The organism is Pseudomonas sp. FSL W5-0299 (assembly GCF_005930655.1).
GTDB classification, from domain to species: domain Bacteria; phylum Pseudomonadota; class Gammaproteobacteria; order Pseudomonadales; family Pseudomonadaceae; genus Aquipseudomonas; species Aquipseudomonas mandelii.
Genome location: NZ_RXHX01000001.1, coordinates 683,511 through 706,892 on the forward strand (window position 1 = coordinate 683,511; position 23,382 = coordinate 706,892).

Below are 23,382 nucleotides of genomic sequence, written 5' to 3' on the forward strand. Positions count from 1 at the left end.
GGTCCGGCAGTAAATGCGTAGAGTCCGAAAGACTTGTGGGAAAAGGCAACGCATCCGACATCACGATGGTCATCCGTGACGGAATTGGATGTAGGCGTTTTCCTACTTTCTCGGCAGATAAAACAACGGCGACGTTAAATACGTCGCCGTTGCAAAACCTTATTTGCTGACGCTGACGCCGTAGAAGGAGTTCAAGCCAAACGGGCTGATCTTGAAGTCCTGCACGTTGTCGCGCATGGGTTGGAACACCGTCGAGTGAGCGATAGGTGTCATTGGAACAGCGTCTTTGAGGACGTGCTGCGCCTGTTTGTACAGTTCGGTGCGCTTGCCCTGATCGGTCGTGCGCTTGGCCTCTTTGACGATGCCGTCGAACTTCTTGTCGCACCACTTGGAGAAGTTGTTGCCCTGCAGCGAGTCGCAGCCGAACAGCACGTTCAGCCAGTTGTCCGGGTCACCGTTGTCGCCGCTCCAGCCAATCAGCATCGCGCCGTTTTCGCCGCCTTTGGAGCGCTTGATGTACTCGCCCCACTCGTAGGTCACGATCTTGGCCTTGATACCGATCTTGGCCCAGTCGGACTGCAGCATTTCAGCCATCAGTTTGGCGTTCGGGTTGTACGGACGCTGTACCGGCATCGCCCACAGGTTGATCTCGGTGCCTTCCTTGACGCCGGCTTCCTTGAGCAGCTCTTTGGCTTTCTCAGGGTTGTACGGCGCATCCTTGATGGTGGTGTCGTAAGACCACTGGGTTGGCGGCATGGCGTTGACGGCCAGTTGACCAGCACCTTGGTAGACGGAGTCGATGATCTGCTGCTTGTTGACGGCCATGTCCAGTGCCTGACGCACTTTCAATTGAGCCATCGGGTTCGGCTGATCGCTGCCCTTGATCTTGTCCATCACGTTGTAGGCGATGTAACCCAGGTTGAAACCAGCCTGGTTAGGCACCTTCAAGGTCTTGTCTTCTTGCAGCGCCTTCAGGTCGGCTGGACGTGGGAACAGAGTGATCTGGCACTCGTTCTTCTTCAGCTTCTGAATACGCACCGACGGGTCGGTGGTGATGGCGAAGATCAGGTTGTCGATCTTGACGTCGTCAGGCTTCCAGTAGTCCTTGTTCCCGGTGTAGCGGATGTTGGAGTCTTTCTGGTAGCTCTTGAACACGAACGGACCGGTGCCGACCGGCTTCTGGTTGATGTCGGCGGCCTTGCCTTCCTTGAGCAGCTGGGCAGCGTACTCGGCGGACTGGACGGAGGCGAAGCTCATGGCCATGTTCTGGATGAACGCGGCATCAACTTCTTTAAGGGTGAACTTGACGGTGTGGTCGTCGACTTTATCGATCTTGGTGATGTTGGTATCCATCCCCATGTCGGTGAAGTACGGGAATTCGGTCGGGTACGCTTTGCGGAACGGGTCGTTCTTGTCAATCATCCGATTGAAGGTGAACAGCACGTCGTCGGCGTTGAACTCACGAGTCGGCTTGAAATACGGGGTGGTGTGGAACTTCACGCCTTCACGCAGGTGGAAGGTGTAAGTCAGGCCATCATCGGAGATGTCCCACTTGGTTGCCAGACCAGGAATCACGGCGGTGCCGCCGCGCTCGAACTGGGTCAGGCGGTTGAACATGGTTTCTGCAGAGGCGTCGAAGTCGGTTCCGGTGGTGTACTGACCAGGATCAAAACCGGCCGGGCTCCCTTCGGAGCAAAACACCAGGTTAGTCGCCGCTTGGGCGAAAGGTGCGGAGGCTAACAAGCCTGCGCCGACTAAAAACGGAATGACCGCGTGTTTAAGCATGTTGGCCTCATGATTTGTTGTCATTTTTGGAATTAGAGGACGACCTCGTGAGTCGTGCCTGCGGATACTTATGCAGGGGCCATACCCATTGCAAGATCCGGAGCGACCACAGGCGTTAAACGGTGGCACGAACGTACCTTAATGTCGCATATGTATAAATTCATGCGCATTTGACCGTTTGCGCAGGGTTTTTTCGGTGCATCTGGCGCACCGCGACGGGGCAATCGGCAAGACTTTCGCACCCGGTTGGAGCGAGGTGTTACTTATTTATACCCATCTTTGAGGGGCGTGGATGAGAGGTGTGGGCGTGAATGAGATTGAGTTGTAGTTGGGTGGGTAGGTGTTTGTTGTTTAAAGGGTTGTTGTGTCTGTGGGGGCAGATTGTTGCGTTACTGTCTGGCAGTGGACATCTGTGGGGATGATTTGGATCCGGGAGGTGATGGAGGCTACGTGGGAGTGGTGGGTAGTACCGAGGGTGCAACCTGTCTGCTGCTTGCGGTAGCACTATTGGCTGTTTTCCACGTGTTGAGCGTCTTATCCCTGAGCTTTTTATGACGGATATGCATAGGTCAAGTGTTGGCGACGAGCCTGTTTGCCGATCCTTGCTTCCAGATGACCCCGGTCCTCTGTAGGAGCGAGGCTTGCCCGCGAAGGCGGCCTGACAGCCGACCTGTCTCTTTCTGTTGCTCCCGATTGATCGTTCCCATGCTCCGCGTGGGAATGCCGCCCGGGAGGCTCCGCGTTTCATTTTTGTGTGTTGAAAGATGTGTAAAAAACACAGCGATTTCCCACGCATTTTTCAGGTTGCCGGGTAGGAAGCAGTGTCTCTAACCTCTGACTGTCGCTGAAGAACTCAGCGAACGGGTGTGAGAACCCGGGAACAGATATGTATGAATCTAGCGCCAGCATCACCATAATTGCCGCCAGCTATACGCTGCCTGTAATGCTCTATGGCGGCTGTGTGCGGGCGGACTTCGGTCCGGCCGGTTCTCTGTTCCCGGTTTTCTCACCCTGCACATAGCTGCCACCACTTTCCGTGTGAGAAACGAAAAGTGATGGCTCCAAAAATGAACAGGGAAAGCAAATGAGCAAAATTGTCCCCGATCCACCCTTCAACACCACAACCCCCACTGCCGAAGCCACCGAAGCCGAAACGCTCCTCAAGGATCACGAAGCCATAAAGCGCGCCCTCGATTATTACCTCGATCCCCCCGATCAATACGCCCCCAAACCCCGCCGTCCCAGCACCATGTTCATGGTCGCCCCGGACATGGACAGCGAAAGTCTCCTGGCACAAGCTTGCGAGTCATTGGCGTCTGCCAGTGTCATGGCCAGTGATTTCGCAGCAAACCTGATCGGCCCGCAGAGAAATACGGTGTTGGCGATTCAGCAGATCATCATGCTGGCGGAGTTGGCAGTGAATCGGGCGCTGGATAACGTCGATCCGGCGTAGACCGCGTTATCGTTTTTCGCGAGCAGGCTCGCTCCCACTGGGGGCGAGTGTGTACATGGGTTTTGTGTACGACTCTGATCCCATGTAGGAGTGAGCCTGCACGCGATGACGGTGGATCAATCACCACAAAATCATCAGACAAACCTGCCGGCTTTCCGCCAGGCAACAAAAAACGGCGATCACTTCAGTGACCGCCGTTTCTGTGTACGGGTTATCGAATCAAGGCATCAACACTTCAATCGCACCATCTGCCGTCATGCTCACCTGGCTGGTGCCGGCCTCAACCTCTGGCGTCACCGGAGCGCCATCCATGCCGGCCGCTTTCATCATCATCGGCCCACGCATGTACGGCTGTGGATAACCGTTGCTGTTCAGGTTCAGGCTGACGATTTTGTAACCCTTGCCACCCAACGCATCGGTTGCCAGCTGCGCGCGGGCCTTGAAGGCGGTGACAGCTTCTTTGAGCAGCGCGTCTTCGCTGGCCTTGCGCGTTGGCGTGGCGATGGCGAAGTCCATGCCACCCATTTTCAGGTCGGTCAGCAGTTCGCCGGTCAGCTTCGACAGTGCGGCGAAGTCGGAGCTTTCCATGCGCAGTTCGGCGCGTTCACGCCAGCCGGTGATTTTCTGGCCCTTGGTGTCGTAGATCGGGTAGCTGTTGCGGCTGCCCTGGCGCAGGGTGACTTCCTTGACTTGTTTGGCCTGGGCCAGCGCTTTGTTCATGGTGGTGCTGACGTCGGCGGCGAGTTTGGCCGGGTCGGTGTTCTGTTCTTCGGTGTAGAGGGTCACGATCATCTGATCGCGGGCCACTTCCTGGCTGACTTCGGCACGCAGGGCGATCTGGTTGTAATGAAGTTCGTCGGCGGCCAGGGCCGGGAGGCTGGCGACGGTGCCAACGCTAAGGGCAAGAAGAGCGGCGCTGCGGCGGAAACTGTGCATGAAAACTCCTTGGAGGTGCGCAGGGGTTAAGGTCCGAGCCTGCGTGAAACCATCAGACTCTAACTTTATTGATCCGGTTCGCACAGTTACAACTTCCATACAGATGGAATGGGGGAGACCGTGTCGAGGCCATTCGCGGGCAAGCCTCGCTCCTACAGGAATGTGTCGTACGCCAATCCTTTGAACGACACATTCCTGTAGGAGCGAGGCTTGCCCGCGAAGGCGTCCTTATAGACGCAGCAGAACTTCCTGCCATGTGGCTGTTTGCCGCACTTTTGCCTGCCAGCCCCCGTGCTTGGTTATACTCCGTGCGATCCGCCTGGAGCGCTCATCAGGAGAGCTCATGCTCGCCCCCGTTCAAATCACTTCCGCCACTCGCCAGAACCTTTGGCGGCTGACCTTCATCCGCACCTTGGTACTCGCCGCTCAGGCTGGTTCCGTGGGCCTGGCCTACTGGTTCGATCTGCTGCCGTTGCCGTGGGTGCAACTGGCGATGACCCTCGGCTGCTCGACGCTGCTGTGCGCGTTCACGGCGGTTCGCCTGCGCACCTCGTGGCCGGTCACCGAGCTGGAATATGCCCTGCAACTGGCCTGTGATCTGTTTATCCACAGTGCCCTGCTGTATTTCTCCGGCGGTTCGACCAACCCGTTCGTTTCCTATTACCTGGTGCCGCTGACCATCGCCGCCGTGACGTTGCCGTGGCGCTATTCGGTGATTCTGTCCGGTATCGCGCTGGCGCTTTATACGTTGTTGCTGGCGCGGTTCTATCCGCTGGAAACCTTCCCCATCGCCCGGGAAAACTTGCAGATCTACGGCATGTGGCTGAGTTTCGCCCTTGCCGCCGCCGTCATCACATTCTTTGCCGCGCGCATGGCCGAAGAGCTGCGCCGCCAGGAAGAACTGCGCGCCATCCGTCGTGAAGAAGGCCTGCGCGACCAGCAATTGCTGGCCGTCGCGACCCAGGCGGCCGGCGCCGCCCATGAGTTGGGCACGCCGTTGGCCACCATGAGCGTGTTGCTCAAGGAAATGCGCCAGGACCATCCCGACCCGCTGTTGCAGGATGATTTAAGCGTGTTGCAAGATCAGGTCAAACTCTGCAAAGAGACCTTGCAGCAACTGGTGCGCGCCGCCGAGGCCAATCGACGCCTGGCGGTGGAAATGCAGGACGTCACCGACTGGCTCGACGAAGCGCTGAACCGCTGGCACTTGATGCGCCCGGAAGCCAGTTACCGTTTCCAACGGCTGGGCCAGGGCACGGTGCCACGCATGGCACCGCCGCCAGACCTGACGCAAGCCTTGCTGAATTTGCTCAACAACGCCGCCGATGCGTGCCCCGAAGGGCTGCAAGTGACGCTGGACTGGAATGCCGAGGACCTGACCATCAGCATTCGCGACCATGGCGCCGGCGTGCCGCTGGCCATTGCCGAACAGATCGGCAAGCCGTTTTTTACCACCAAGGGCAAAGGTTTCGGCCTCGGCCTGTTTTTGAGCAAGGCCAGCGTGACACGCGCCGGCGGCTCAGTGAAACTCTACAGTCATGAGGAAGGCGGCACGCTCACCGAGCTGCGCCTGCCCCGTGTCGCCCGAGGAGACGAACATGAGTGACGAGATCCAAGTTGAAGGCGAAGAACTGCCGCATTTGCTGCTGGTAGACGACGATGCAACCTTTACCCGTGTGATGGCCCGCGCCATGGCCCGCCGTGGTTTTCGCGTCAGCACCGCCGGTTCCGCCGAAGAAGGGCTGACCATCGCCCAGGCCGACATCCCGGATTACGCCGCGCTGGACCTGAAAATGGACGGCGACTCAGGCCTGGTGTTGCTGCCCAAACTGCTCGAACTTGACCCGGAAATGCGCGTGGTGATCCTCACCGGCTACTCGAGCATTGCCACCGCCGTCGAGGCCATCAAGCGCGGCGCTTGCAACTATCTTTGCAAGCCGGCTGACGCTGACGACGTGCTGGCCGCGCTGCTTTCCGAGCATGCTGACCTCGACACCCTGGTGCCAGAAAACCCGATGTCGGTGGACCGCCTGCAATGGGAGCACATCCAGCGCGTACTGACCGAACACGAAGGCAACATCTCCGCCACTGCCCGCGCCTTGGGCATGCACCGCCGCACGCTGCAGCGCAAACTGCAAAAGCGTCCGGTCCGCCGCTGAACGGACGCTGAACGATTAACGCCAGCCCTCGCGATAACCCGAACCGATCATCTATGATCGGTTCGGGTGTGTTCTTTTCTTTATCGAGCCTTTTCCATGAATCAGAACGCTGAGTATTCCGCGGTCAACGATGCTGTGCGCGGGCAGTTTTTTCGCAAAGTCTGGGCGATGACCACGCCGTATTGGCGCAGCGAAGAGAAGGGCAAGGCCTGGACATTGCTGATCGCCGTGATTGCGCTGTCACTGTTCAGCGTGGCGATTTCGGTGTGGGTCAACAGTTGGTACAAGGATTTTTACAACGCCCTGCAAAAGAAGGACGAAGCGGCTTTCTGGCAACTGATTCTGTACTTCTGCGGGATCGCGGCGGTGGCGATTCTCGGTGCGGTGTATCGGCTCTACCTGACGCAGATGCTGACGATTCGCTGGCGGGCCTGGCTCACCGAGCAGCACTTCGCCCGTTGGCTCGGTCATAAAAACTACTACCAACTGGAGCAGGGCGGTTACACCGATAACCCTGACCAGCGGATTTCCGAAGACCTCAATAGCTTCACCTCCAATACGCTGGGCCTGGGGCTGGGCCTGATCCGCAACGTCGTCAGTCTGGTGTCGTTTTCGATCATTCTGTGGGGTGTGTCGGGCAGCATCGAAGTGTTCGGTTTCACCATCCCCGGCTACATGTTCTGGTGCGCTCTGGTTTATGCCGCCGTCGGCAGCTGGCTGACGCACTTGATTGGCCGTCGTTTGATTGGCCTCAACAACAATCAACAACGCTTCGAAGCTGACCTGCGTTTTTCCATGGTGCGGGTTCGCGAGAACGCGGAAAGCATCGCGCTGTACAACGGCGAACCCAATGAAAACCGCCGTCTGAGCGGGCGCTTCGGGCTGGTCTGGCATAACTTCTGGGACATCATGAAAGTGTCCAAGCGCCTGACCTTCTTCACCTCCGGTTATGGCCAGATCGCAATCATTTTCCCGTTTATGGTCGCCGCGCCGCGTTACTTCGCCGGCAAGATCGAGCTTGGCGAGCTGATGCAAATCAACTCAGCGTTCGGCAACGTGCAGGAGAACTTCAGCTGGTTCATCAGCGCCTACCAGGACTTGGCCGCTTGGCGAGCCACCTGTGATCGTCTGCTGAGTTTCCGCCAGGCGATGACCGACAACGAAGAGCGAGCGCCGGCGATTGATGTGCAGAATTCGGGTACAGCCTTGAAGGTGCACAACCTGGGCCTCGATCTGGCCGACGGTCGTCACTTGCTGACCAACGCCGACATGACCGTGGAGGAGGGCGAGCGCGTCATGCTCAGCGGTCGTTCCGGCAGCGGCAAGTCGACCTTGCTGCGGGCGATGGGGCACCTGTGGCCGGCGGGTCATGGCAGCATTCGTCTGCCGACGGCGCGTTACCTGTTCCTGCCACAAAAGCCGTATCTGCCGATTGGCACGTTGCGCGAGGCACTGAGTTATCCACAGGCCGGCGGGACTTATCCGCACGAGCGGTATGTGCATGTGCTGGAAACTTGCCGCTTGCCGCACCTTGTTGCGCGCCTGGACGAGGCCAATCACTGGCAGCGCATGCTGTCGCCGGGTGAACAGCAACGGCTGGCCTTCGCTCGTGCGCTGCTCTATGCACCACAGTGGTTGTACATGGACGAGGCGACGTCGGCGATGGACGAAGAGGATGAGGCGTCGCTGTATCAGGCCTTGATCGATGAGATACCGGGGTTGAGCATCGTCAGCGTCGGGCATCGCAGCAGTCTGAAGCGTTTCCACCCACGGCATGTGCGCATTGAAAATGGACATCTGGTGGACCAGACCGTGATCGCATAACACCACAATCCGTGTGGGAACGAGCTTTTGTGGCGGGGGATTTATCCCCGTTCGGCGTCGCAGCCGTCGCAAAACCACTGCACTCGGCATACCTGATGCACCGAGGCTGTGGGTTTTGGGATGGCTGCGCCATCCAACGGGGATAAATCCCCACGCCACAGTTGCTCTTACAAAAGTGGGTGGTGGTGATCGTACAACCGCGTTGAGCTATGATGCGGTTTCAGCCGCAATTTTCGAGACAGACGTTCACCATGGAAAACCCGATCGACGCACCACGCCTCCCTCGCAAGCGCCGCAGCCTCGCACAGGAATTGGTGACGGTGCTGTCCGAGCAGATCCGCGACGGCCACCTCAAACGTGGCGACAAATTGCCCACCGAGTCGGCGATCATGGATGCCCATGGCGTCAGCCGAACCGTGGTTCGCGAAGCAATTTCACGTTTGCAGGCCGCTGGCCAGGTGGAAACCCGTCACGGCATCGGCACCTTCGTGCTCGACACCCCGAGCCCGAGCGGTTTTCGCATCGACCCGGCGACCGTGGTCACCCTGCGTGACGTATTGGCGATTCTGGAACTGCGCATCAGCCTCGAAGTGGAGTCCGCCGGCCTCGCTGCACAGCGCCGCAGCCCGGAACAGTTGGCCTTGATGCGCGCTGCGCTGGACGCCTTGAATGAAAGCGCCGCCCACGCCAGTGATGCCGTGGCGTCCGACTTCCAGTTCCACCTGCAAATCGCCCTGTCGACTGGTAACCGCTACTTCACCGACATCATGACCCACCTGGGCACCAGCATCATTCCGCGCACCCGCCTGAACTCCGCGCGCCTGGCCCATGATGATCAGCAGCACTACATGAGTCGCCTGAGCCGCGAACACGAAGAGATTTACGACGCGATTGCGCGCCAGGATTCGGATGCGGCGCGGGCGGCAATGCGTTTGACGAACAGTCGGGAGCGGCTGCGCCACGCGCATGAAGAGGCTGAGGCGCAGCGCTGAGAGTTGCGGTTGGTGGGACCCAGTTTTTTTGTAGCGCTTTTGCTAACGCACCACGATGAGACGAAGGGGGTGTGATTCTTTTTTGATCCCGTCAATTTCTACCTCATACCAAAACTCAGCCGTACTTTTGTTAACAATGGTATCGAATATAGACGTGGTGATTTTTTTGATGTGCTGTTCCATGCCTGTAATAGAAAATTCGCCTCGCCAGAGCATTTCGTAACCGCCCTCATCTTGAAATTTTATAAAGAACATGCATTCTTGCCCGCCAGTTTGACCTGTATATTGAACGGCGAAATTAAACCTAAATTGATGGATTTCTCCGAAGTCCTTTATGTAAAGGGTAGTTCCATCTGTTCCAGGGGCGGTGGGCGCGGCTAATTCTGGTGATACTGGCGATTTTACAGGTTTTTCCACTTTTGTTAGTTCGACAGTGCTCATGGCGAATCTCCATATATAAAAAGTAATTTTGCGATAACTTATCCGCGACATCAGTTCATCAGATGCTTTTAATGTTGGCTACTGTCAGAAATGACAGTTGCGACCAGGGGTCGTTACGCACTGGAGCGCGCGCGTAGCCCATGACGATCAACAGCGCATGAGTCGCCTGAGCCGCGAACACGAAGAGATTTACGACGCGATTGCGCGCCAGGATTCGGATGCGGCGCGGGCGGCAATGCGTTTGCATTTGACGAACAGTCGGGAGCGGCTGCGCCATGCTCATGAAGAGGCTGAGGCGCAGCGTTAATGCTTTTTATCGCCGATAGCTGAGTTTTGTATAAGTCGCAATATTCCAAAGCGCCGGGTTAATCAGGTGGTGCGTGCGCTGTAGAAGATCTCAGTGGCCATAGCGGACAGTAATCTGATTAACAGAACTGTCCGCGTCTCTTATTGTACGAGCCTAAATTTCACCTTAGGGGAGTGTCTCACTCCCCCATCTCTTGTCACAGTGTATTGCACTTCAACACTGGCGCCTTCTGCCAAACCTGTTTCGAAGAAGTTTTTTTCGGCTCCGTATCCGTATGCATCTGATGGAATTTCTATAGTCACTGAATACACGATGGATTTGCCTGTAGAGGTTTTTACAATAAATGCTAATTCATCCCCCTTGTTCGCATCTGCGATGGGTTCCACTGTTATTGAGACTGATCCAATAATTTGGCTAACGCTCAAAACACCTTCTTCAACATTTTTAACTTTTGGGGGCGCCAAGTCGTTCTTTTGTACTGTCATGAATAAAGTCCTTCAACAATAAGTCGAACCATTTTGATAAACGCTCTTTTATAAGCGTTCTAAGGGGCCGGTTCGTTAACTCCTGAGGTGATTAAGTCACCGCAGTTGATGTCGTGCTACTGTCAGAATTTACAGTTCAGACGAACGGTCAGTGTTTTGTGTCGTGTGTTTACTTGTCCCGAGATTTGCGTTCAAAGGCAGGCTCGCTTCCATTTGGGTTCTAATCAGTGGAATACCAAAGACTAATGGGTGCGAGCCTGCTCGTGATGGGGCAATCGCCTCAGCCGGTTTTCAGAACTGAACGATCCACCCGTACCGCCAATTCAGTCTTCGCCGATTTAACCTCGAAGGTCACCCCCCCCTGCTTATCCACATTTCCGCGGGCAATGGGCACACCCTTGGACAACAACTCCAACGGCGCACCCTCCAGCGATTGCCCTGAAGCCAGTTCCAGTTTCAATTTAATCGTCATCATCAATCTCCTTATCAAGCCACGTTGCCAGTGGGGTTGTAATCCTTGAGCAGCAAGTAAGTACTCCAGCCCCACCAGTCATCGACGGTGGCGGTGTCGTTCAGGTTGTTGACGTCCTTGCGCCGCAGCACCTTGCTGCCTTCAACCCGGAACAACGGTGAAAAGTTGTTCGCAGGATTCAATACGGCTTGCAGATCCGGGGTCTTTTTCAAGGCGCCAAAATTATCGGGAACCGTGACGGTGCCGCTGAGATACGCCGCAAACACTTCATCCGCCGACACCTGCACCGCCTGATTCACCTGGACACGATTGGCGCTGTCGATGGCGTCGAAGTAGCGTTTGTCGCCGTACCCACGCCAGTGATCGCCGGTGCCGTTGCGCACATTGAGGCCGAACTTGCTGTCTTCGTCGTGCATGAAGCGGGTAATCAGTGAGCCCAGATCACTGGGCGTGACCACCGCAGCCAACTGTTTGCGCGGTACTCGCAAATGGCCGGCAGAAAACAGGTCGGTCAGGTAGTGATCGGCAAACGCATTCATCGCGTAGGCCAGTTCCAGCTGCTTTTCATCGTTGCTGCTGTGAGCCTTCACCGCTTGTTGCAGAGCTGCCGTGTGCCCGGAGATATAGGCCAGCAGCGCCCATTCGGCAAAGTGGTCAGCATTATTGGCGGCCAGTTTCAGATAGCGCCCCAAGGGAAACAGCGCCGAGACGAAACTGCCGCCGCCCGTGATTCTGTTCCACTCTTCTGACAACGTATCTCCGAGTGCGTCATACGCCTCGTGAGGCTGTTTGCCGTCTTTGATTGCCTGTTTAACGGCGGCGATTTCCTTCTGCATGACGCCGAGGATCAGCTTGGCTTCGGCATTGGACGCCGGCAGCACCGCCAGCGAGTTGAAGGCATTGGTAAAGCGCTGGACGCGGTCGGCAGGCGTGGCGCCTTCGCTGACTGGTTGATCGGGAATGCCATAAAAGTCACCGCCCAGAGCGATGACCTGACCGTAAGTCAGCGCCAGTCCATTGGGTAAATGCAGCGCTACCTGCGAGGCGGGCACAGCGGGCGCGTCCTTGATAAAACGCAGCAACGTACCGTCACCGATGGCGGTGTGCTCGCCGCCCTCAAACCTCAGCTGTGGCTTGCCTTTCAAGGCTTTGCCAGGCGTAGCGTTAGTTGTTTGAGGTGCGTCGTGATGTTCGCCGAGCTTCAGCATAAGCGAACTGTTGGCGGTGACGGCGATACCGTCTTCAGTAAAAAGATCGTCCAGGTTCGCGATGATCTGTTCTGGTTTTTCCTGCGGTTGAGCGTGTAGACCTGACATTTCTGGCTCCTTGATATGTCGTCGGTATGCTTCAAGATAGCTGTATGTATATACAGCTAATCAGAGCTTAGGTGAGAAATTTCCTACGTCAAGAAAATCCCCTTCCGACACAAATTTCCAGGCGCGACGATGAAATGCAGTTGACGGTTATTATTTAAGTTGTACGATGACCTACAACTCGGCCACAGGCTGAACGCTTTTCTCACACAAACGTTGCTACCCAGGGTGTTCGAATAATGAATCCACAAGAACTGAAGTCCATCCTCTCTTCTGGCCTGCTGTCTTTCCCGGTCACCGATTTCAATGCTCAGGGCGACTTCCATCGCGCGGGCTACATCAAGCGTCTCGAATGGCTGGCCCCATACGGCGCCACGGCGTTGTTCGCCGCAGGCGGCACCGGTGAGTTCTTCTCTCTGGCGGCCAGCGAATATTCGGAAATCATCAAGACGGCTGTCGACACCTGCGAAAACAGCGTGCCGATTCTGGCTGGTGTGGGCGGTTCGACTCGCCAGGCCATCGAATACGCACAGGAAGCCGAGCGCCTGGGCGCCAAAGGCTTGTTGCTGCTGCCGCACTACTTGACCGAAGCCAGCCAGGACGGCGTTGCCGCCCACGTTGAAGCCGTGTGCAAATCGGTGAACATCGGCGTGGTGGTTTACAACCGCAACGTCTGCCGCCTGACCGCGCCATTGCTGGAACGCCTGGCCGAGCGCTGCCCGAACCTGATCGGCTACAAGGATGGCCTGGGCGATATCGAGTTGATGGTATCGATCCGTCGCCGCCTCGGTGATCGCTTCAGCTACCTGGGCGGTTTGCCGACCGCTGAAGTCTATGCCGCTGCTTACAAGGCATTGGGCGTACCGGTCTACTCCTCGGCGGTGTTCAACTTCATCCCGAAAACGGCGATGGATTTTTACCACGCCATTGCCCGCGAAGATCACGCCACCGTTGGCAAGATCATCGACGACTTCTTCCTGCCGTACCTGGACATCCGTAACCGCAAAGCCGGTTATGCGGTGAGCATCGTCAAGGCCGGGGCAAAAATTGCCGGTTATGACGCAGGTCCTGTGCGTGCACCGCTGACCGATCTGCTGCCAGAAGAGTACGAAGCTCTGGCCGCGCTGATCGACAAGCAAGGTGCGCAGTAACACACCCGATTAATAAGGCCGCTGAGCAATCAGCGGCCTTTTGCGTGAGGAGATTGTTGTGGCTGATACAAAGCGTTTCGATAACTACATCAACGGTGAATGGGTGGCGGGCAGTGATTACTGCGCCAACATCAACCCGTCCGAACTGACCGACACCATCGGCGACTACGCCAAGGCTGATCTGGCCCAGGTCCACGCCGCCATCGACGCCGCTCGCGCTGCGTTTCCGGCCTGGTCGACTTCGGGCATTCAGGCTCGCCATGATTCACTGGATAAAGTCGGCACCGAAATCCTCGCCCGCCGCGAAGAGCTTGGCACCTTGCTGGCCCGGGAAGAGGGCAAGACCCTGCCTGAAGCCATCGGCGAAGTGACCCGCGCCGGTAACATCTTCAAGTTCTTCGCCGGTGAGTGCCTGCGCCTGTCCGGTGACTATCTTCCGTCGGTGCGCCCGGGTGTGAACGTCGAAGTCACTCGCGAAGCCTTGGGCGTCGTTGGCCTGATCACCCCGTGGAACTTCCCGATCGCGATCCCTTCGTGGAAAATCGCCCCGGCCCTGGCCTACGGCAACTGCGTCGTGCTGAAACCGGCCGATCTGGTGCCGGGTTGCGCCTGGGCGCTGGCGGAAATCATCTCCCGCGCAGGCTTCCCGGCCGGCGTCTTCAACCTGGTGATGGGCAGCGGTCGCGTGGTTGGCGATGCGCTGGTGCAGAGCCCGAAAGTCGACGGCATCAGCTTCACCGGTTCTGTCGGTGTCGGTCGTCAGATCGCCGTCAGTTGCGTCTCGCGTCAGGCCAAGGTTCAGCTGGAAATGGGTGGCAAGAACCCGCAGATCATTCTCGACGATGCCGACCTGAAGCAAGCGGTCGAGCTGTCGGTGCAGAGCGCGTTCTATTCCACCGGTCAGCGTTGCACGGCGTCGAGCCGCTTTATCGTCACCGCCGGGATTCACGACAAGTTCGTCGAAGCCATGGCCGAGCGCATGAAGTCGATCAAGGTCGGTCACGCGTTGAAAACCGGCACCGACATCGGTCCGGTCGTCTCGCAAGCGCAGCTTGAACAGGACATGAAGTACATCGACATCGGCCAGTCCGAAGGTGCTCGTCTGGTCAGCGGCGGTGGCTTGGTGACTTGCGACACCGAAGGCTACTACCTCGCGCCAACGCTGTTTGCCGACAGCACAGCTGCGATGCGCATCAACCGTGAAGAGATCTTTGGCCCGGTGGCGAACATCGTTCGCGTCGCCGATTACGAGGCCGCACTGGCCATGGCCAACGACACCGAATTCGGTCTGTCGGCGGGCATCGCCACCACGTCGCTGAAGTACGCCAACCACTTCAAGCGCCACTCCCAGGCCGGGATGGTGATGGTCAACCTGCCGACGGCGGGCGTGGATTACCACGTTCCATTCGGCGGGCGTAAAGGTTCATCCTATGGTTCCCGCGAGCAAGGTCGCTACGCGCAAGAGTTCTACACGGTCGTGAAGACCAGCTACATCGGTTCGTAACGCAACACCCTCTGTGGGAGCGAGCCTGCTCGCGAAGGTCTTGAGGACGCGGCGGTAAACCTGATGCCCCGCGTCATCGTTGACCACCATCGTGAGCAGGCTTGCTCCCACAGAAAAACCAAAGATTCACCCGCGCATAAAAATAATCAGTGGGAGTACATGTACATGCAAGCGACCAAGCCGACTCACGTCCGCTATTTGATTTTGCTCATGCTTTTCCTGGTGACCACGATCAACTACGCCGACCGGGCCACTATCGCCATTGCGGGCTCCAGCCTGCAAAAAGACCTCGGCATCGACGCGGTCACCCTCGGTTACATCTTCTCTGCATTCGGTTGGGCTTACGTGGCCGGGCAAATTCCCGGTGGCTGGCTGCTGGACCGTTTCGGCTCGAAAAAGATCTACGCGCTAAGCATTTTCACCTGGTCGCTGTTCACCGTTCTGCAGGGCTATGTCGGCGAATTCGGCATGTCCACCGCAGTGGTTGCGCTGTTCATGCTGCGCTTCCTGGTGGGCCTGGCCGAAGCGCCATCCTTCCCGGGTAACGCCCGTATCGTCGCGGCCTGGTTTCCGACGGCTGAACGCGGCACGGCCTCGGCGATCTTCAACTCGGCGCAGTACTTCGCCACCGTGTTGTTCGCACCGCTGATGGGCTGGATCGTCTACAGCTTCGGCTGGCAGCACGTGTTTATCGTCATGGGCGTGATCGGCATCATCTTCTCGGGGATCTGGCTGAAGGTGATCTACAGCCCGCGCCAGCACCCGATGATCAACGACGCCGAGTTCAAGCACATCGCCGACAACGGCGGCATGGTCGACATGGACCAGGACAAAGGCAAAGGCAAAAAAGGCGACGGTCCGAAGTGGGACTACATCCGCCAGTTGCTGACCAACCGCATGATGCTCGGCGTGTATCTGGGCCAGTACTGCATCAACGGCATCACCTACTTCTTCCTGACCTGGTTCCCGGTGTACCTGGTGCAAGAGCGCGGCATGACCATCCTCAAGGCCGGTTTCATTGCCTCGTTGCCGGCGATCTGCGGCTTTATCGGGGGGGTGCTTGGCGGGGTGATTTCCGATTACCTGCTGCGCAAGGGCCATTCCCTGACCTTCGCTCGCAAGGCACCGATCATCGCGGGTTTGCTGGTCTCCAGCAGCATCGTGGCGTGCAACTATGTTGATGTCGAGTGGATGGTCGTCGGCTTCATGGCCCTGGCCTTCTTCGGCAAAGGCGTGGGTGCGCTGGGTTGGGCGGTGGTGTCCGACACCTCGCCGAAACAGATTGCCGGCCTGAGCGGTGGCCTGTTCAACACCTTCGGCAACATCGCTTCGATCACCACCCCGATCGTGATCGGCTACATCATCAGCTCCACCGGTTCGTTCAAATGGGCGCTGGTGTTTGTCGGTTGCAACGCACTGGTTGCAGTGTTCAGCTACCTGGTGATCGTCGGTCCGATCAAACGTGTGGTGCTGAAAGAGCCGCCAGTCAGCGGTCCTGAAACCAATAACAAATTGTCTCAAGCGCATTCCTGAGGAGCGGCGTCATGCAGTTGATTGAACATTCCGACTCGCCGCGCTACATCCGCCTGCACGAGCGGGACAACGTCGTGATCGTGGTCAACGACCAAGGCGTACCGGCCGGTACCGAGTTTCCAGATGGCCTGGTGACGGTGGACTTCGTGCCGCAGAGCCATAAAGTCACCCTCGAGGACATTCCCGAAGGCGGCCAGGTGATTCGTTACGGCCAGACCATTGGCTATGCGTTGCAGCCGATCCCGCGCGGCAGCTGGGTCAAGGAAGATCAACTGCGCATGCCCACCGCGCCACCGCTGGACAGCCTGCCGCTGTCCACCGAAGTGCCTGCGGCCCAGGCACCGCTGGACGGTTACACCTTCGAGGGGTATCGCAACGCCGACGGGACCGTTGGCACGCGCAATATTCTCGGGATTACGACGACCGTCCAGTGCGTGACCGGCGTGCTCGACCATGCGGTCAAGCGCATCAAGGATGAATTGCTGCCCAAGTACCCGAACGTCGATGACGTGGTGGCGCTGACCCACAGCTACGGCTGCGGGGTGGCGATCACTGCCACTGACGCGTACATCCCGATCCGCACCGTACGCAATCTGGCGCGCAACCCGAACCTGGGTGGCGAAGCCTTGGTCATCAGCCTGGGCTGCGAGAAATTGCAGGCCGGGCAGGTGATGCACGAGGGCGACAGCTCGGTGGATTTGAGCGAGCCGTGGTTGTACCGCTTGCAGGATTCGAGTCACGGTTTCACTGAGATGATCGAGCAGATCATGGCGCTGGCCGAGACCCGTTTGAAGAAGCTCGATCAGCGTCGCCGGGAAACTGTGCCGGCGTCCGAGCTGATCCTGGGCATGCAGTGCGGCGGCAGCGATGCGTTTTCCGGCATCACCGCCAACCCTGCGCTGGGTTATGCCTCTGATTTGTTGTTGCGCGCTGGCGCGACGGTGATGTTTTCCGAAGTTACCGAGGTGCGCGACGCGATTTATCTGCTGACCTCCCGCGCGGAAACTGAGGAGGTTGCTCAGGAACTGGTGCGGGAAATGGACTGGTACGACCGTTACCTGGCCAAGGGTGAGGCGGACCGCAGCGCCAACACCACGCCGGGCAACAAGAAGGGCGGGTTGTCGAACATTGTCGAAAAGTCCTTGGGCTCGATCGTCAAATCCGGTAGCAGTGCGATCAATGGCGTGCTCGGCCCTGGCGAGCGCTTCAAGCGCAAAGGGCTGATCTTCTGCGCGACCCCGGCCAGTGATTTTGTCTGCGGGACGTTGCAGTTGGCGGCGGGGATGAACCTGCATGTGTTCACCACCGGGCGCGGCACGCCTTATGGTTTGGCGATGGCGCCGGTGGTCAAGGTATCGACCCGGACCGAACTGGCACAGCGCTGGCCGGACCTGATCGACATCGATGCCGGGCGTATTGCGACCGGACGCGCTTCGATTGAAGACCTTGGGTGGGAGTTGTTCCACTACTACCTGGACGTGGCGAGCGGCAAGAAGCAGACGTGGGCCGAGCAGCACAAACTGCATAACGACATCACCCTGTTCAACCCGGCGCCGATAACATGAGATAGCGCTGGGTGAACTATGCTGGATTCGACTCGGAATGCGATCACCCAAGTAGAGTTCACCGGCAGATAAGGCGCGCCGCCTCTCCATCGCTACAGCGATTACTGATCGTCAGTAGCAATGGAGGATGGCTTTCGATCAGCACCCTAAATACCTTGTCGATCAAGTGTTAATGCGGTGCTTTTAGCTTTTTATGGATGCCTCAGACTAAACCAATGACCACGCCAGATTATCCAGATAAAGGTTGCCAGCGGTCACGGATAATTTGCCAGAAAAGCCGGCGATCAATAGTACGTCAAAGGGTATTTCTGCAATTTCGAACGCTTTGTCTTCGGAACTGATAGGGGCGCCGTATACGACGTCTTCTTTCTTCATTGCAATAATATAGGCAGTACCACTTTCATTGCCGCCAGCTGCCTTGATCTGGAACCTCAGGCTATTCACATAGTTTCCAAATGAAAATTTCAATCTGGAACCACTTGGCAAATATAGACTTTTATCGCCGAAGCCCGCCCCATCGGGAGCTTTTACTATTCCTGAGGTTTTATCGTCCGGTTGATCTTCGACAGTAACGATTAAATTGTTACTGAATCGCACGGGTAGTTGCAACAAAAAAGACTGGAGGGGTTCTCTTTCCCAGTCCTCGTTGTTCTCTGAGACAGTACCGGTTTTTGAAGCGCCTGAAAATTTATCGCCTGTTGATTTAACTGACATATTTTTTACTCCTGTAATTTGTTTTATTTGCGGGATTATTAAGTGCCCGACGACTAAGCATTGGCTACTGTCAGATCTGACAGTAGCGACGAACGGTCCACACAAATTTCAGCTCGAAATCAGTGGGATTTATAGAAAATCAGTGCAGGACGTGACCATGTCAGCGAAGTCGTTCTCTCACACGCAAAGGTCCCCAGTCGCTTATCATTAGCCCCCTAACGACGCCCACCCAAGGTTCCCCCCGGCATGCTGGCTATCTTCCTCGAAACCCTGAACATCACCGCGCCGGTGTTTGCCATGCTGTTTCTGGGGGTGTTGCTCAAGCGCATCGACTGGATCAACGACAACTTCATCCACACCGCGTCGGCCCTGGTGTTCAACGTCACCATGCCGGCGCTGCTGTTTCTGGGCATCCTGCATGCCGACCTGCACGCCGCGTTGCAACCGGCGCTGCTGATCTACTTCTCGCTGGCCACCCTGGCGTGTTTTGCCATCGCCTGGGGCTGGGCGATCTGGAAGTGCCCGCGTGAAGATCGAGGGATTTATACCCAAGGCGCTTTTCGCGGCAACAACGGAGTCATCGGCCTTGCGTTGGCGGCCAGCATGTACGGCGATTACGGGATTTCTCTCGGGGCGATTCTCGCGGCGCTGGTGATCCTGTTTTACAACACGCTCTCGACCATTGTGCTGGCGGTGTACAGCCCCGTGATCAAGTCCGATCCGTGGAGCATCTGCAAAAGCGTGATGGTCAACCCGCTGATCATCAGTGTGTTGGCGGCGGCGCCCTTTGCCTATTTCAAGATCGGCTTGCCGGGATGGCTGGAAACGTCTGGCCAGTACCTGGCGCAAACCACGTTGCCGTTGGCGTTGATCTGCATCGGCGGCACGCTATCACTGGCGGCATTGCGCAAAAGCGGCAAGATGGCGCTCAGCTCAAGTCTGGTGAAGATGATCGGCTTGCCAGTGTTGGCGACGTTGGGGGCATGGCTTTGGGGATTTCGCGGGGCTGAGTTGGGGATTCTGTTTCTGTACTTCGGCAGCCCGACCGCCGCGGCCAGTTTTGTCATGGCCCGCCAGGCCAACGGCAATCATGAACTGGCGGCGGCGATCATCGTGATCACCACGTTGATGGCGGCGGTCACCACCAATGTCGGAATCTTTTTGTTGCAGTGGGGGGAGTGGATCTAGCGTCGGGATTTTCGCTGGTGTCCAGGGCTGGCAAGCCTCGCCCTGTAGGAGCGAGGCTTGCCCGCGAAGGCGCCAGTCCTGTCACCACAACTTTTGAAGACTCACTCAGGCTTCTGATAGCTGTCGATCACTTCCTGCGCCGCCCGAAACGCATCAATCGCCGCCGGCACACCGGCGTACACCGCGCAATGCAGCAACGCCTCGCGAATCTCTTCCACGGTGCAGCCGTTGTTCAGCGCGCCGCGGACGTGGCCTTTCAACTCCTGCGGGCACTTCAACGCCGTCAGCGCGGCGAGGGTGATCAGACTGCGGGTTTTCAGCGGCAGGCCTTCGCGGTTCCACACGGCGCCCCAGGCGTGTTCATTGACGAAGTCCTGCAGCGGCTGGGTGAACTCAGTGGCATTGCCCAGTGCGCGGTCGACGAACGCATCGCCCATCACCTGGCGGCGGACTTCTACACCAGGCTTTTTGTTGTCAGTCATGGCATTTCCCTCTTGTGGTGTTGGCGACGCCAGGCGCGCAGCGATGTGAACAGCAGAAACGCCACCAGCGCCGGCAGGACGAAAAACAGCATCAAGTGTTCAAGCTTGCCGGCCAGGGGCATGCCGGTGGTGAACGACACCACGTGCAGACCGTAAGCGAGATACAACCCCAAAAACAGCAGACCTTCGGCGCGGGTCACCCTGTAACCGGTGTAGAACAGCGGCAGGCACAGCACCGCCACACCGAGCATCACCGGCAGGTCGAAATCCAGGGCATTGGGCGAGACCGACAGCGGCGAGGGGGCGACAAGCGCGGTCAGGCCGAGTACGCCCAGGAGGTTGAACAGGTTGCTGCCGATCACGTTACCCACGGCAATGTCCCGCTGACCGCGCAAGGCCGCGATCAATGAGGTGGCCAGTTCCGGCAGGGAGGTGCTGATGGCGACGATGGTCAGGCCGATGACCCGCTCCGACAGACCCAGATCGGTCGCAACCGCCACGGCGGCGCCCAGCAACAAATGGCCGGCGTAGACCAGCATCGCCAGTCCGGCGACGATCATCAGCACGCTGCTGAACCACGGTGCCTGGGGGGTTCCGTCGTGGGAGGGCGGACGGGTCGAGTGCCGCGACTGGCGCAGCAACAAGCCCAGGTACAGCGCCAGGGCCGCCAGCAGAACGATGCCGTCCATGCGGGTCAGCTCTTCATTCCACGCCAATACAAACACCAGCAGGCTGGCGCCGATCATCAGTGGAATATCCAGGCGCACCAGTTGCCGTGAAACCCGCAGCGGAATGATCAGCGCCGAAAGCCCCAAGGTGACGAGGATGTTGAAGATGCTGCTGCCGATCACACTGCCGACGGCGATGTCGGCGTTTTGCGCCAGGGTGGCTTGCAGGCTGACCGCCATCTGCGGTGCGCTGCTGCCCAAGGCGACGATGGTCAGCCCGATGATCAGCGGCCGCACCTGCAAGCGCGCCGCCAGGCGCACGGCGCCACGGACCATCAGTTCGGCACCGGCGATCAGCAACAGCAGGCCGCCGAGCAACTCAATCAGGCTGATCAGGGGTAAATCGGCAAGTCCGAAAATGGTCGGGGCTCCGTCTGTTAATCGTCGAGGGCTTGCACGCGAACCCGTGCGGTGCCGCTACGGAGCATACCCAGTTGTTCGGCGGCCTCGTGTGAAAGATCAATCAGGCGCCCGCGGGTGTGCGGCCCGCGGTCGTTGATTCGGACCACGCAGGACTTGTCGTTATTCAGATTGGTGACCTTCACCCGCGTGCCGAACGGCAATTGGCGATGGGCGGCGGTCAGGGAATTCTTGTTGAAACGCTCGCCGCTGGCAGTGCGTTTGCCTTGGTGTTTGGCACCGTAATAGGACGCCGTACCGGTCTTGTCGTAGCCGTGTGGGTCGATGATGTCGTTACTGGCGCAACCGGCCAGCAGAGCGAGCAGGGCGCAGGCACCCAGTAGACGATTCATTTAAAGGTATCCACATACAAATGTGGGAGCGAGCCTGCTCGCGATGGCGGGCTGTCTGACACATCAATGTTGGATGTGCTGCCGTCATCGCGAGCAGGCTCGCTCCCACAGGGATCGGAGCCAGGCTTTAAATCTGGCTCCATGCTCATCAGCCTTCGAGCTTGCTTTTCAGCAGTTCGTTGACCTGTTGCGGGTTGGCCTTGCCTTTGGAGGCTTTCATGGCCTGGCCGACGAAGAAGCCGAACATCTTGCCGCGTTTGGCTTCGTCTGCCGCGCGGTATTGCTCGACCTGCTCGGCGTTGGCCGCGAGCATTTCGTCCAGCACCGCCGAGATCGCGCCGCTGTCGGTCACTTGCTTGAGGCCGCGCTTGTCGATGATCTCGTCCGCGCTGCCTTCGCCGTTGGCCATCGCTTCAAACACCACCTTGGCGATCTTGCCGGAGATGGTGTTGTCCTTGATGCGCAGCAGCATGCCGCCCAGTTGCTCGGCCGAGACCGGCGACTGGTCGATTTCAACGCCTTGCTTGTTCAGCAGGCTGCCCAGTTCAACCATAACCCAGTTGGCCGCCAGCTTGGCGTCGCCGCTGATGCTCACGACTTTCTCGAAGTAATCGGCTTGCTCGCGGCTGGTGGCCAGGACGCTGGCGTCATACACCGACAGGCCGAACTGCGCCTGGAAGCGCTCGCGTTTCTGTGGTGGCAATTCCGGCAGCGTGGCGCGTACTTCGTCGAGGAACGAGTCTTCGATGACCACCGGCAGCAGGTCCGGGTCGGGGAAGTAACGGTAGTCGTTGGCTTCCTCTTTGCTGCGCATCGGACGGGTTTCGTCCTTGTTCGGATCGTACAGGCGGGTCTGCTGGATCACTTTGCCGCCGTCTTCGATCAGCTCGATCTGACGACGCACTTCGCTGTTGATCGCCTTCTCGATGAAGCGGAACGAGTTGACGTTCTTGATCTCGCAGCGCGTGCCGAATTCAACCTGGCCTTTCGGGCGGATCGACACGTTGCAGTCACAACGCAGCGAGCCTTCGGCCATGTTTCCGTCGCAGATGCCCAGGTAACGCACCAGCGCGTGGATGGTCTTGACGTAGGCCACGGCTTCCTTGGCACTGCGCATGTCCGGCTCGGAGACGATTTCCAACAGCGGCGTGCCGGCACGGTTCAGGTCGATGCCGGTGGCGCCGTTGAACTCTTCGTGCAGGCTTTTACCGGCGTCTTCTTCCAGGTGCGCACGGGTGACGCCGACACGTTTGATCGTGCCGTCTTCCATGGCGATGTCCAGGTGGCCCTTGCCGACGATCGGCAATTCCATCTGGCTGATCTGGTAGCCCTTCGGCAGATCCGGGTAGAAATAGTTTTTACGGGCGAACACGTTGTGCTGGCCGATCTCGGCATCGATCGCCAGGCCGAACATCACGGCCATGCGCACGGCTTCCTGGTTCAGCACCGGCAGTACGCCAGGCATGCCGAGGTCAACGAGGCTGGCCTGGGTGTTCGGCTCGGAACCGAACGTGGTGGAGCTACCGGAAAAGATTTTCGACCGGGTGGTGAGCTGGGTATGAATCTCCAGCCCGATCACGACTTCCCATTGCATGTGT

21 protein-coding genes and 1 pseudogene are annotated in these 23,382 nt (G+C 58.1%); 11 read left to right on the forward strand and 11 right to left on the reverse strand.

The window, feature by feature from the left end:
* Positions 1–159: 159 nt before the first annotated feature.
* Positions 160–1,785, reverse strand: coding sequence for an ABC transporter substrate-binding protein (locus FHL16_RS03190; protein ID WP_010463407.1), 1,626 nt, complete (start codon positions 1,783–1,785; stop codon positions 160–162).
* A 1,084-nt stretch (positions 1,786–2,869) separates the two neighbouring features.
* Here FHL16_RS03190 and FHL16_RS03195 point away from each other — a divergent pair.
* Positions 2,870–3,238, forward strand: a complete 369-nt coding sequence (locus FHL16_RS03195; RefSeq protein WP_077747407.1) for a DUF6124 family protein — start codon at positions 2,870–2,872, stop codon at positions 3,236–3,238.
* Positions 3,239–3,457: 219 nt separating this feature from the next.
* Here the strand turns inward: FHL16_RS03195 and FHL16_RS03200 are convergent, their stop codons facing one another.
* Entirely contained in the window at positions 3,458–4,174 is a 717-nt protein-coding gene (locus FHL16_RS03200; protein WP_010463403.1) for an SIMPL domain-containing protein, read from the reverse strand.
* A gap of 343 nt (positions 4,175–4,517) precedes the next feature.
* Between FHL16_RS03200 and FHL16_RS03205 the strand changes: the two genes are divergently transcribed.
* From FHL16_RS03205 to FHL16_RS03220, 4 genes are all read left to right on the forward strand, one after another.
* Positions 4,518–5,780 carry an ATP-binding protein gene (locus tag FHL16_RS03205; protein WP_010463401.1) on the forward strand — a complete coding sequence of 421 codons (1,263 nt, stop codon included), beginning with the start codon at positions 4,518–4,520 and terminating at the stop codon, positions 5,778–5,780.
* Positions 5,773–6,333 (forward strand): response regulator transcription factor, encoded by a 561-nt coding sequence (locus tag FHL16_RS03210; RefSeq protein ID WP_007901386.1) that lies wholly within the window; start codon positions 5,773–5,775, stop codon positions 6,331–6,333. The genes FHL16_RS03205 and FHL16_RS03210 overlap by 8 nt, the downstream gene beginning before the upstream one ends.
* Before the next feature lie 96 nt (positions 6,334–6,429).
* Positions 6,430–8,157: an ABC transporter ATP-binding protein/permease gene (locus FHL16_RS03215; protein WP_010463398.1), complete on the forward strand. Its 1,728-nt coding sequence runs from the start codon at positions 6,430–6,432 to the stop codon at positions 8,155–8,157.
* A gap of 251 nt (positions 8,158–8,408) precedes the next feature.
* Positions 8,409–9,149, forward strand: coding sequence for a FadR/GntR family transcriptional regulator (locus FHL16_RS03220; protein WP_177346216.1), 741 nt, complete (start codon positions 8,409–8,411; stop codon positions 9,147–9,149).
* A gap of 42 nt (positions 9,150–9,191) precedes the next feature.
* Here the strand turns inward: FHL16_RS03220 and FHL16_RS03225 are convergent, their stop codons facing one another.
* A complete protein-coding gene (locus FHL16_RS03225) occupies positions 9,192–9,590 on the reverse strand; it encodes a hypothetical protein (protein WP_077747409.1) in 399 nt (132 codons plus the stop codon).
* Positions 9,591–9,714: 124 nt separating this feature from the next.
* On the opposite strand from FHL16_RS03225, the pseudogene FHL16_RS03230 reads away from it, so the two are divergent.
* Positions 9,715–9,897: pseudogene (locus tag FHL16_RS03230) on the forward strand (FCD domain-containing protein); the annotation flags it as partial.
* A 140-nt stretch (positions 9,898–10,037) separates the two neighbouring features.
* On the opposite strand, the gene FHL16_RS03235 reads toward FHL16_RS03230, so the two are convergent.
* From FHL16_RS03235 to FHL16_RS03245, 3 genes are all read right to left on the reverse strand, one after another.
* On the reverse strand, positions 10,038–10,382 hold the full coding sequence (locus FHL16_RS03235) for a hypothetical protein (protein ID WP_077747410.1): 345 nt from the start codon (positions 10,380–10,382) through the stop codon (positions 10,038–10,040).
* Between the two features lie 280 nt (positions 10,383–10,662).
* On the reverse strand, positions 10,663–10,854 hold the full coding sequence (locus tag FHL16_RS03240; protein WP_077747411.1) for a hypothetical protein: 192 nt from the start codon (positions 10,852–10,854) through the stop codon (positions 10,663–10,665).
* 14 nt (positions 10,855–10,868) lie between these two features.
* Positions 10,869–12,170 carry a hypothetical protein gene (locus FHL16_RS03245; RefSeq protein ID WP_010463386.1) on the reverse strand — a complete coding sequence of 434 codons (1,302 nt, stop codon included), beginning with the start codon at positions 12,168–12,170 and terminating at the stop codon, positions 10,869–10,871.
* A 236-nt stretch (positions 12,171–12,406) separates the two neighbouring features.
* Between FHL16_RS03245 and kdgD the strand changes: the two genes are divergently transcribed.
* The 4 genes from kdgD to garD all read left to right on the forward strand — a co-directional run bounded on the left by kdgD (position 12,407) and on the right by garD (position 17,920).
* Positions 12,407–13,318, forward strand: a complete 912-nt coding sequence (gene kdgD / locus FHL16_RS03250) for a 5-dehydro-4-deoxyglucarate dehydratase (protein ID WP_010463384.1) — start codon at positions 12,407–12,409, stop codon at positions 13,316–13,318.
* 58 nt (positions 13,319–13,376) lie between these two features.
* Entirely contained in the window at positions 13,377–14,822 is a 1,446-nt protein-coding gene (locus FHL16_RS03255; RefSeq protein WP_077747412.1) for an aldehyde dehydrogenase family protein, read from the forward strand.
* A 75-nt stretch (positions 14,823–14,897) separates the two neighbouring features.
* Complete coding sequence (locus FHL16_RS03265; RefSeq protein ID WP_224795491.1) at positions 14,898–16,355, forward strand: MFS transporter; 1,458 nt, start codon at positions 14,898–14,900, stop codon at positions 16,353–16,355.
* An 11-nt stretch (positions 16,356–16,366) separates the two neighbouring features.
* Entirely contained in the window at positions 16,367–17,920 is a 1,554-nt protein-coding gene (gene garD / locus FHL16_RS03270) for a galactarate dehydratase (RefSeq protein WP_010463378.1), read from the forward strand.
* 207 nt (positions 17,921–18,127) lie between these two features.
* On the opposite strand, the gene FHL16_RS03275 is transcribed toward garD, so the two are convergent.
* Positions 18,128–18,634, reverse strand: coding sequence for a hypothetical protein (locus tag FHL16_RS03275; protein ID WP_077747413.1), 507 nt, complete (start codon positions 18,632–18,634; stop codon positions 18,128–18,130).
* 246 nt (positions 18,635–18,880) lie between these two features.
* Here FHL16_RS03275 and FHL16_RS03280 point away from each other — a divergent pair, with 246 nt between their 5' ends.
* The gene (locus FHL16_RS03280) at positions 18,881–19,822 is read left to right on the forward strand and encodes an AEC family transporter (protein ID WP_010463375.1); all 942 of its coding nucleotides are present in this window, start codon (positions 18,881–18,883) and stop codon (positions 19,820–19,822) included.
* 101 nt (positions 19,823–19,923) lie between these two features.
* Here FHL16_RS03280 and FHL16_RS03285 read toward each other — a convergent pair whose 3' ends face one another.
* From FHL16_RS03285 to gatB, 4 genes are all read right to left on the reverse strand, one after another.
* A complete protein-coding gene (locus FHL16_RS03285; RefSeq protein WP_010463373.1) occupies positions 19,924–20,304 on the reverse strand; it encodes a carboxymuconolactone decarboxylase family protein in 381 nt (126 codons plus the stop codon).
* Positions 20,301–21,359 (reverse strand): calcium/sodium antiporter, encoded by a 1,059-nt coding sequence (locus FHL16_RS03290; RefSeq protein ID WP_077747414.1) that lies wholly within the window; start codon positions 21,357–21,359, stop codon positions 20,301–20,303. Before FHL16_RS03290 ends, FHL16_RS03285 begins: the two co-directional genes overlap by 4 nt.
* 50 nt (positions 21,360–21,409) lie before the next feature.
* Entirely contained in the window at positions 21,410–21,784 is a 375-nt protein-coding gene (locus FHL16_RS03295; RefSeq protein ID WP_077747415.1) for a septal ring lytic transglycosylase RlpA family protein, read from the reverse strand.
* Between the two features lie 148 nt (positions 21,785–21,932).
* Entirely contained in the window at positions 21,933–23,378 is a 1,446-nt protein-coding gene (gatB, locus tag FHL16_RS03300; RefSeq protein WP_010463367.1) for an Asp-tRNA(Asn)/Glu-tRNA(Gln) amidotransferase subunit GatB, read from the reverse strand.
* Positions 23,379–23,382: the final 4 nt, after the last annotated feature.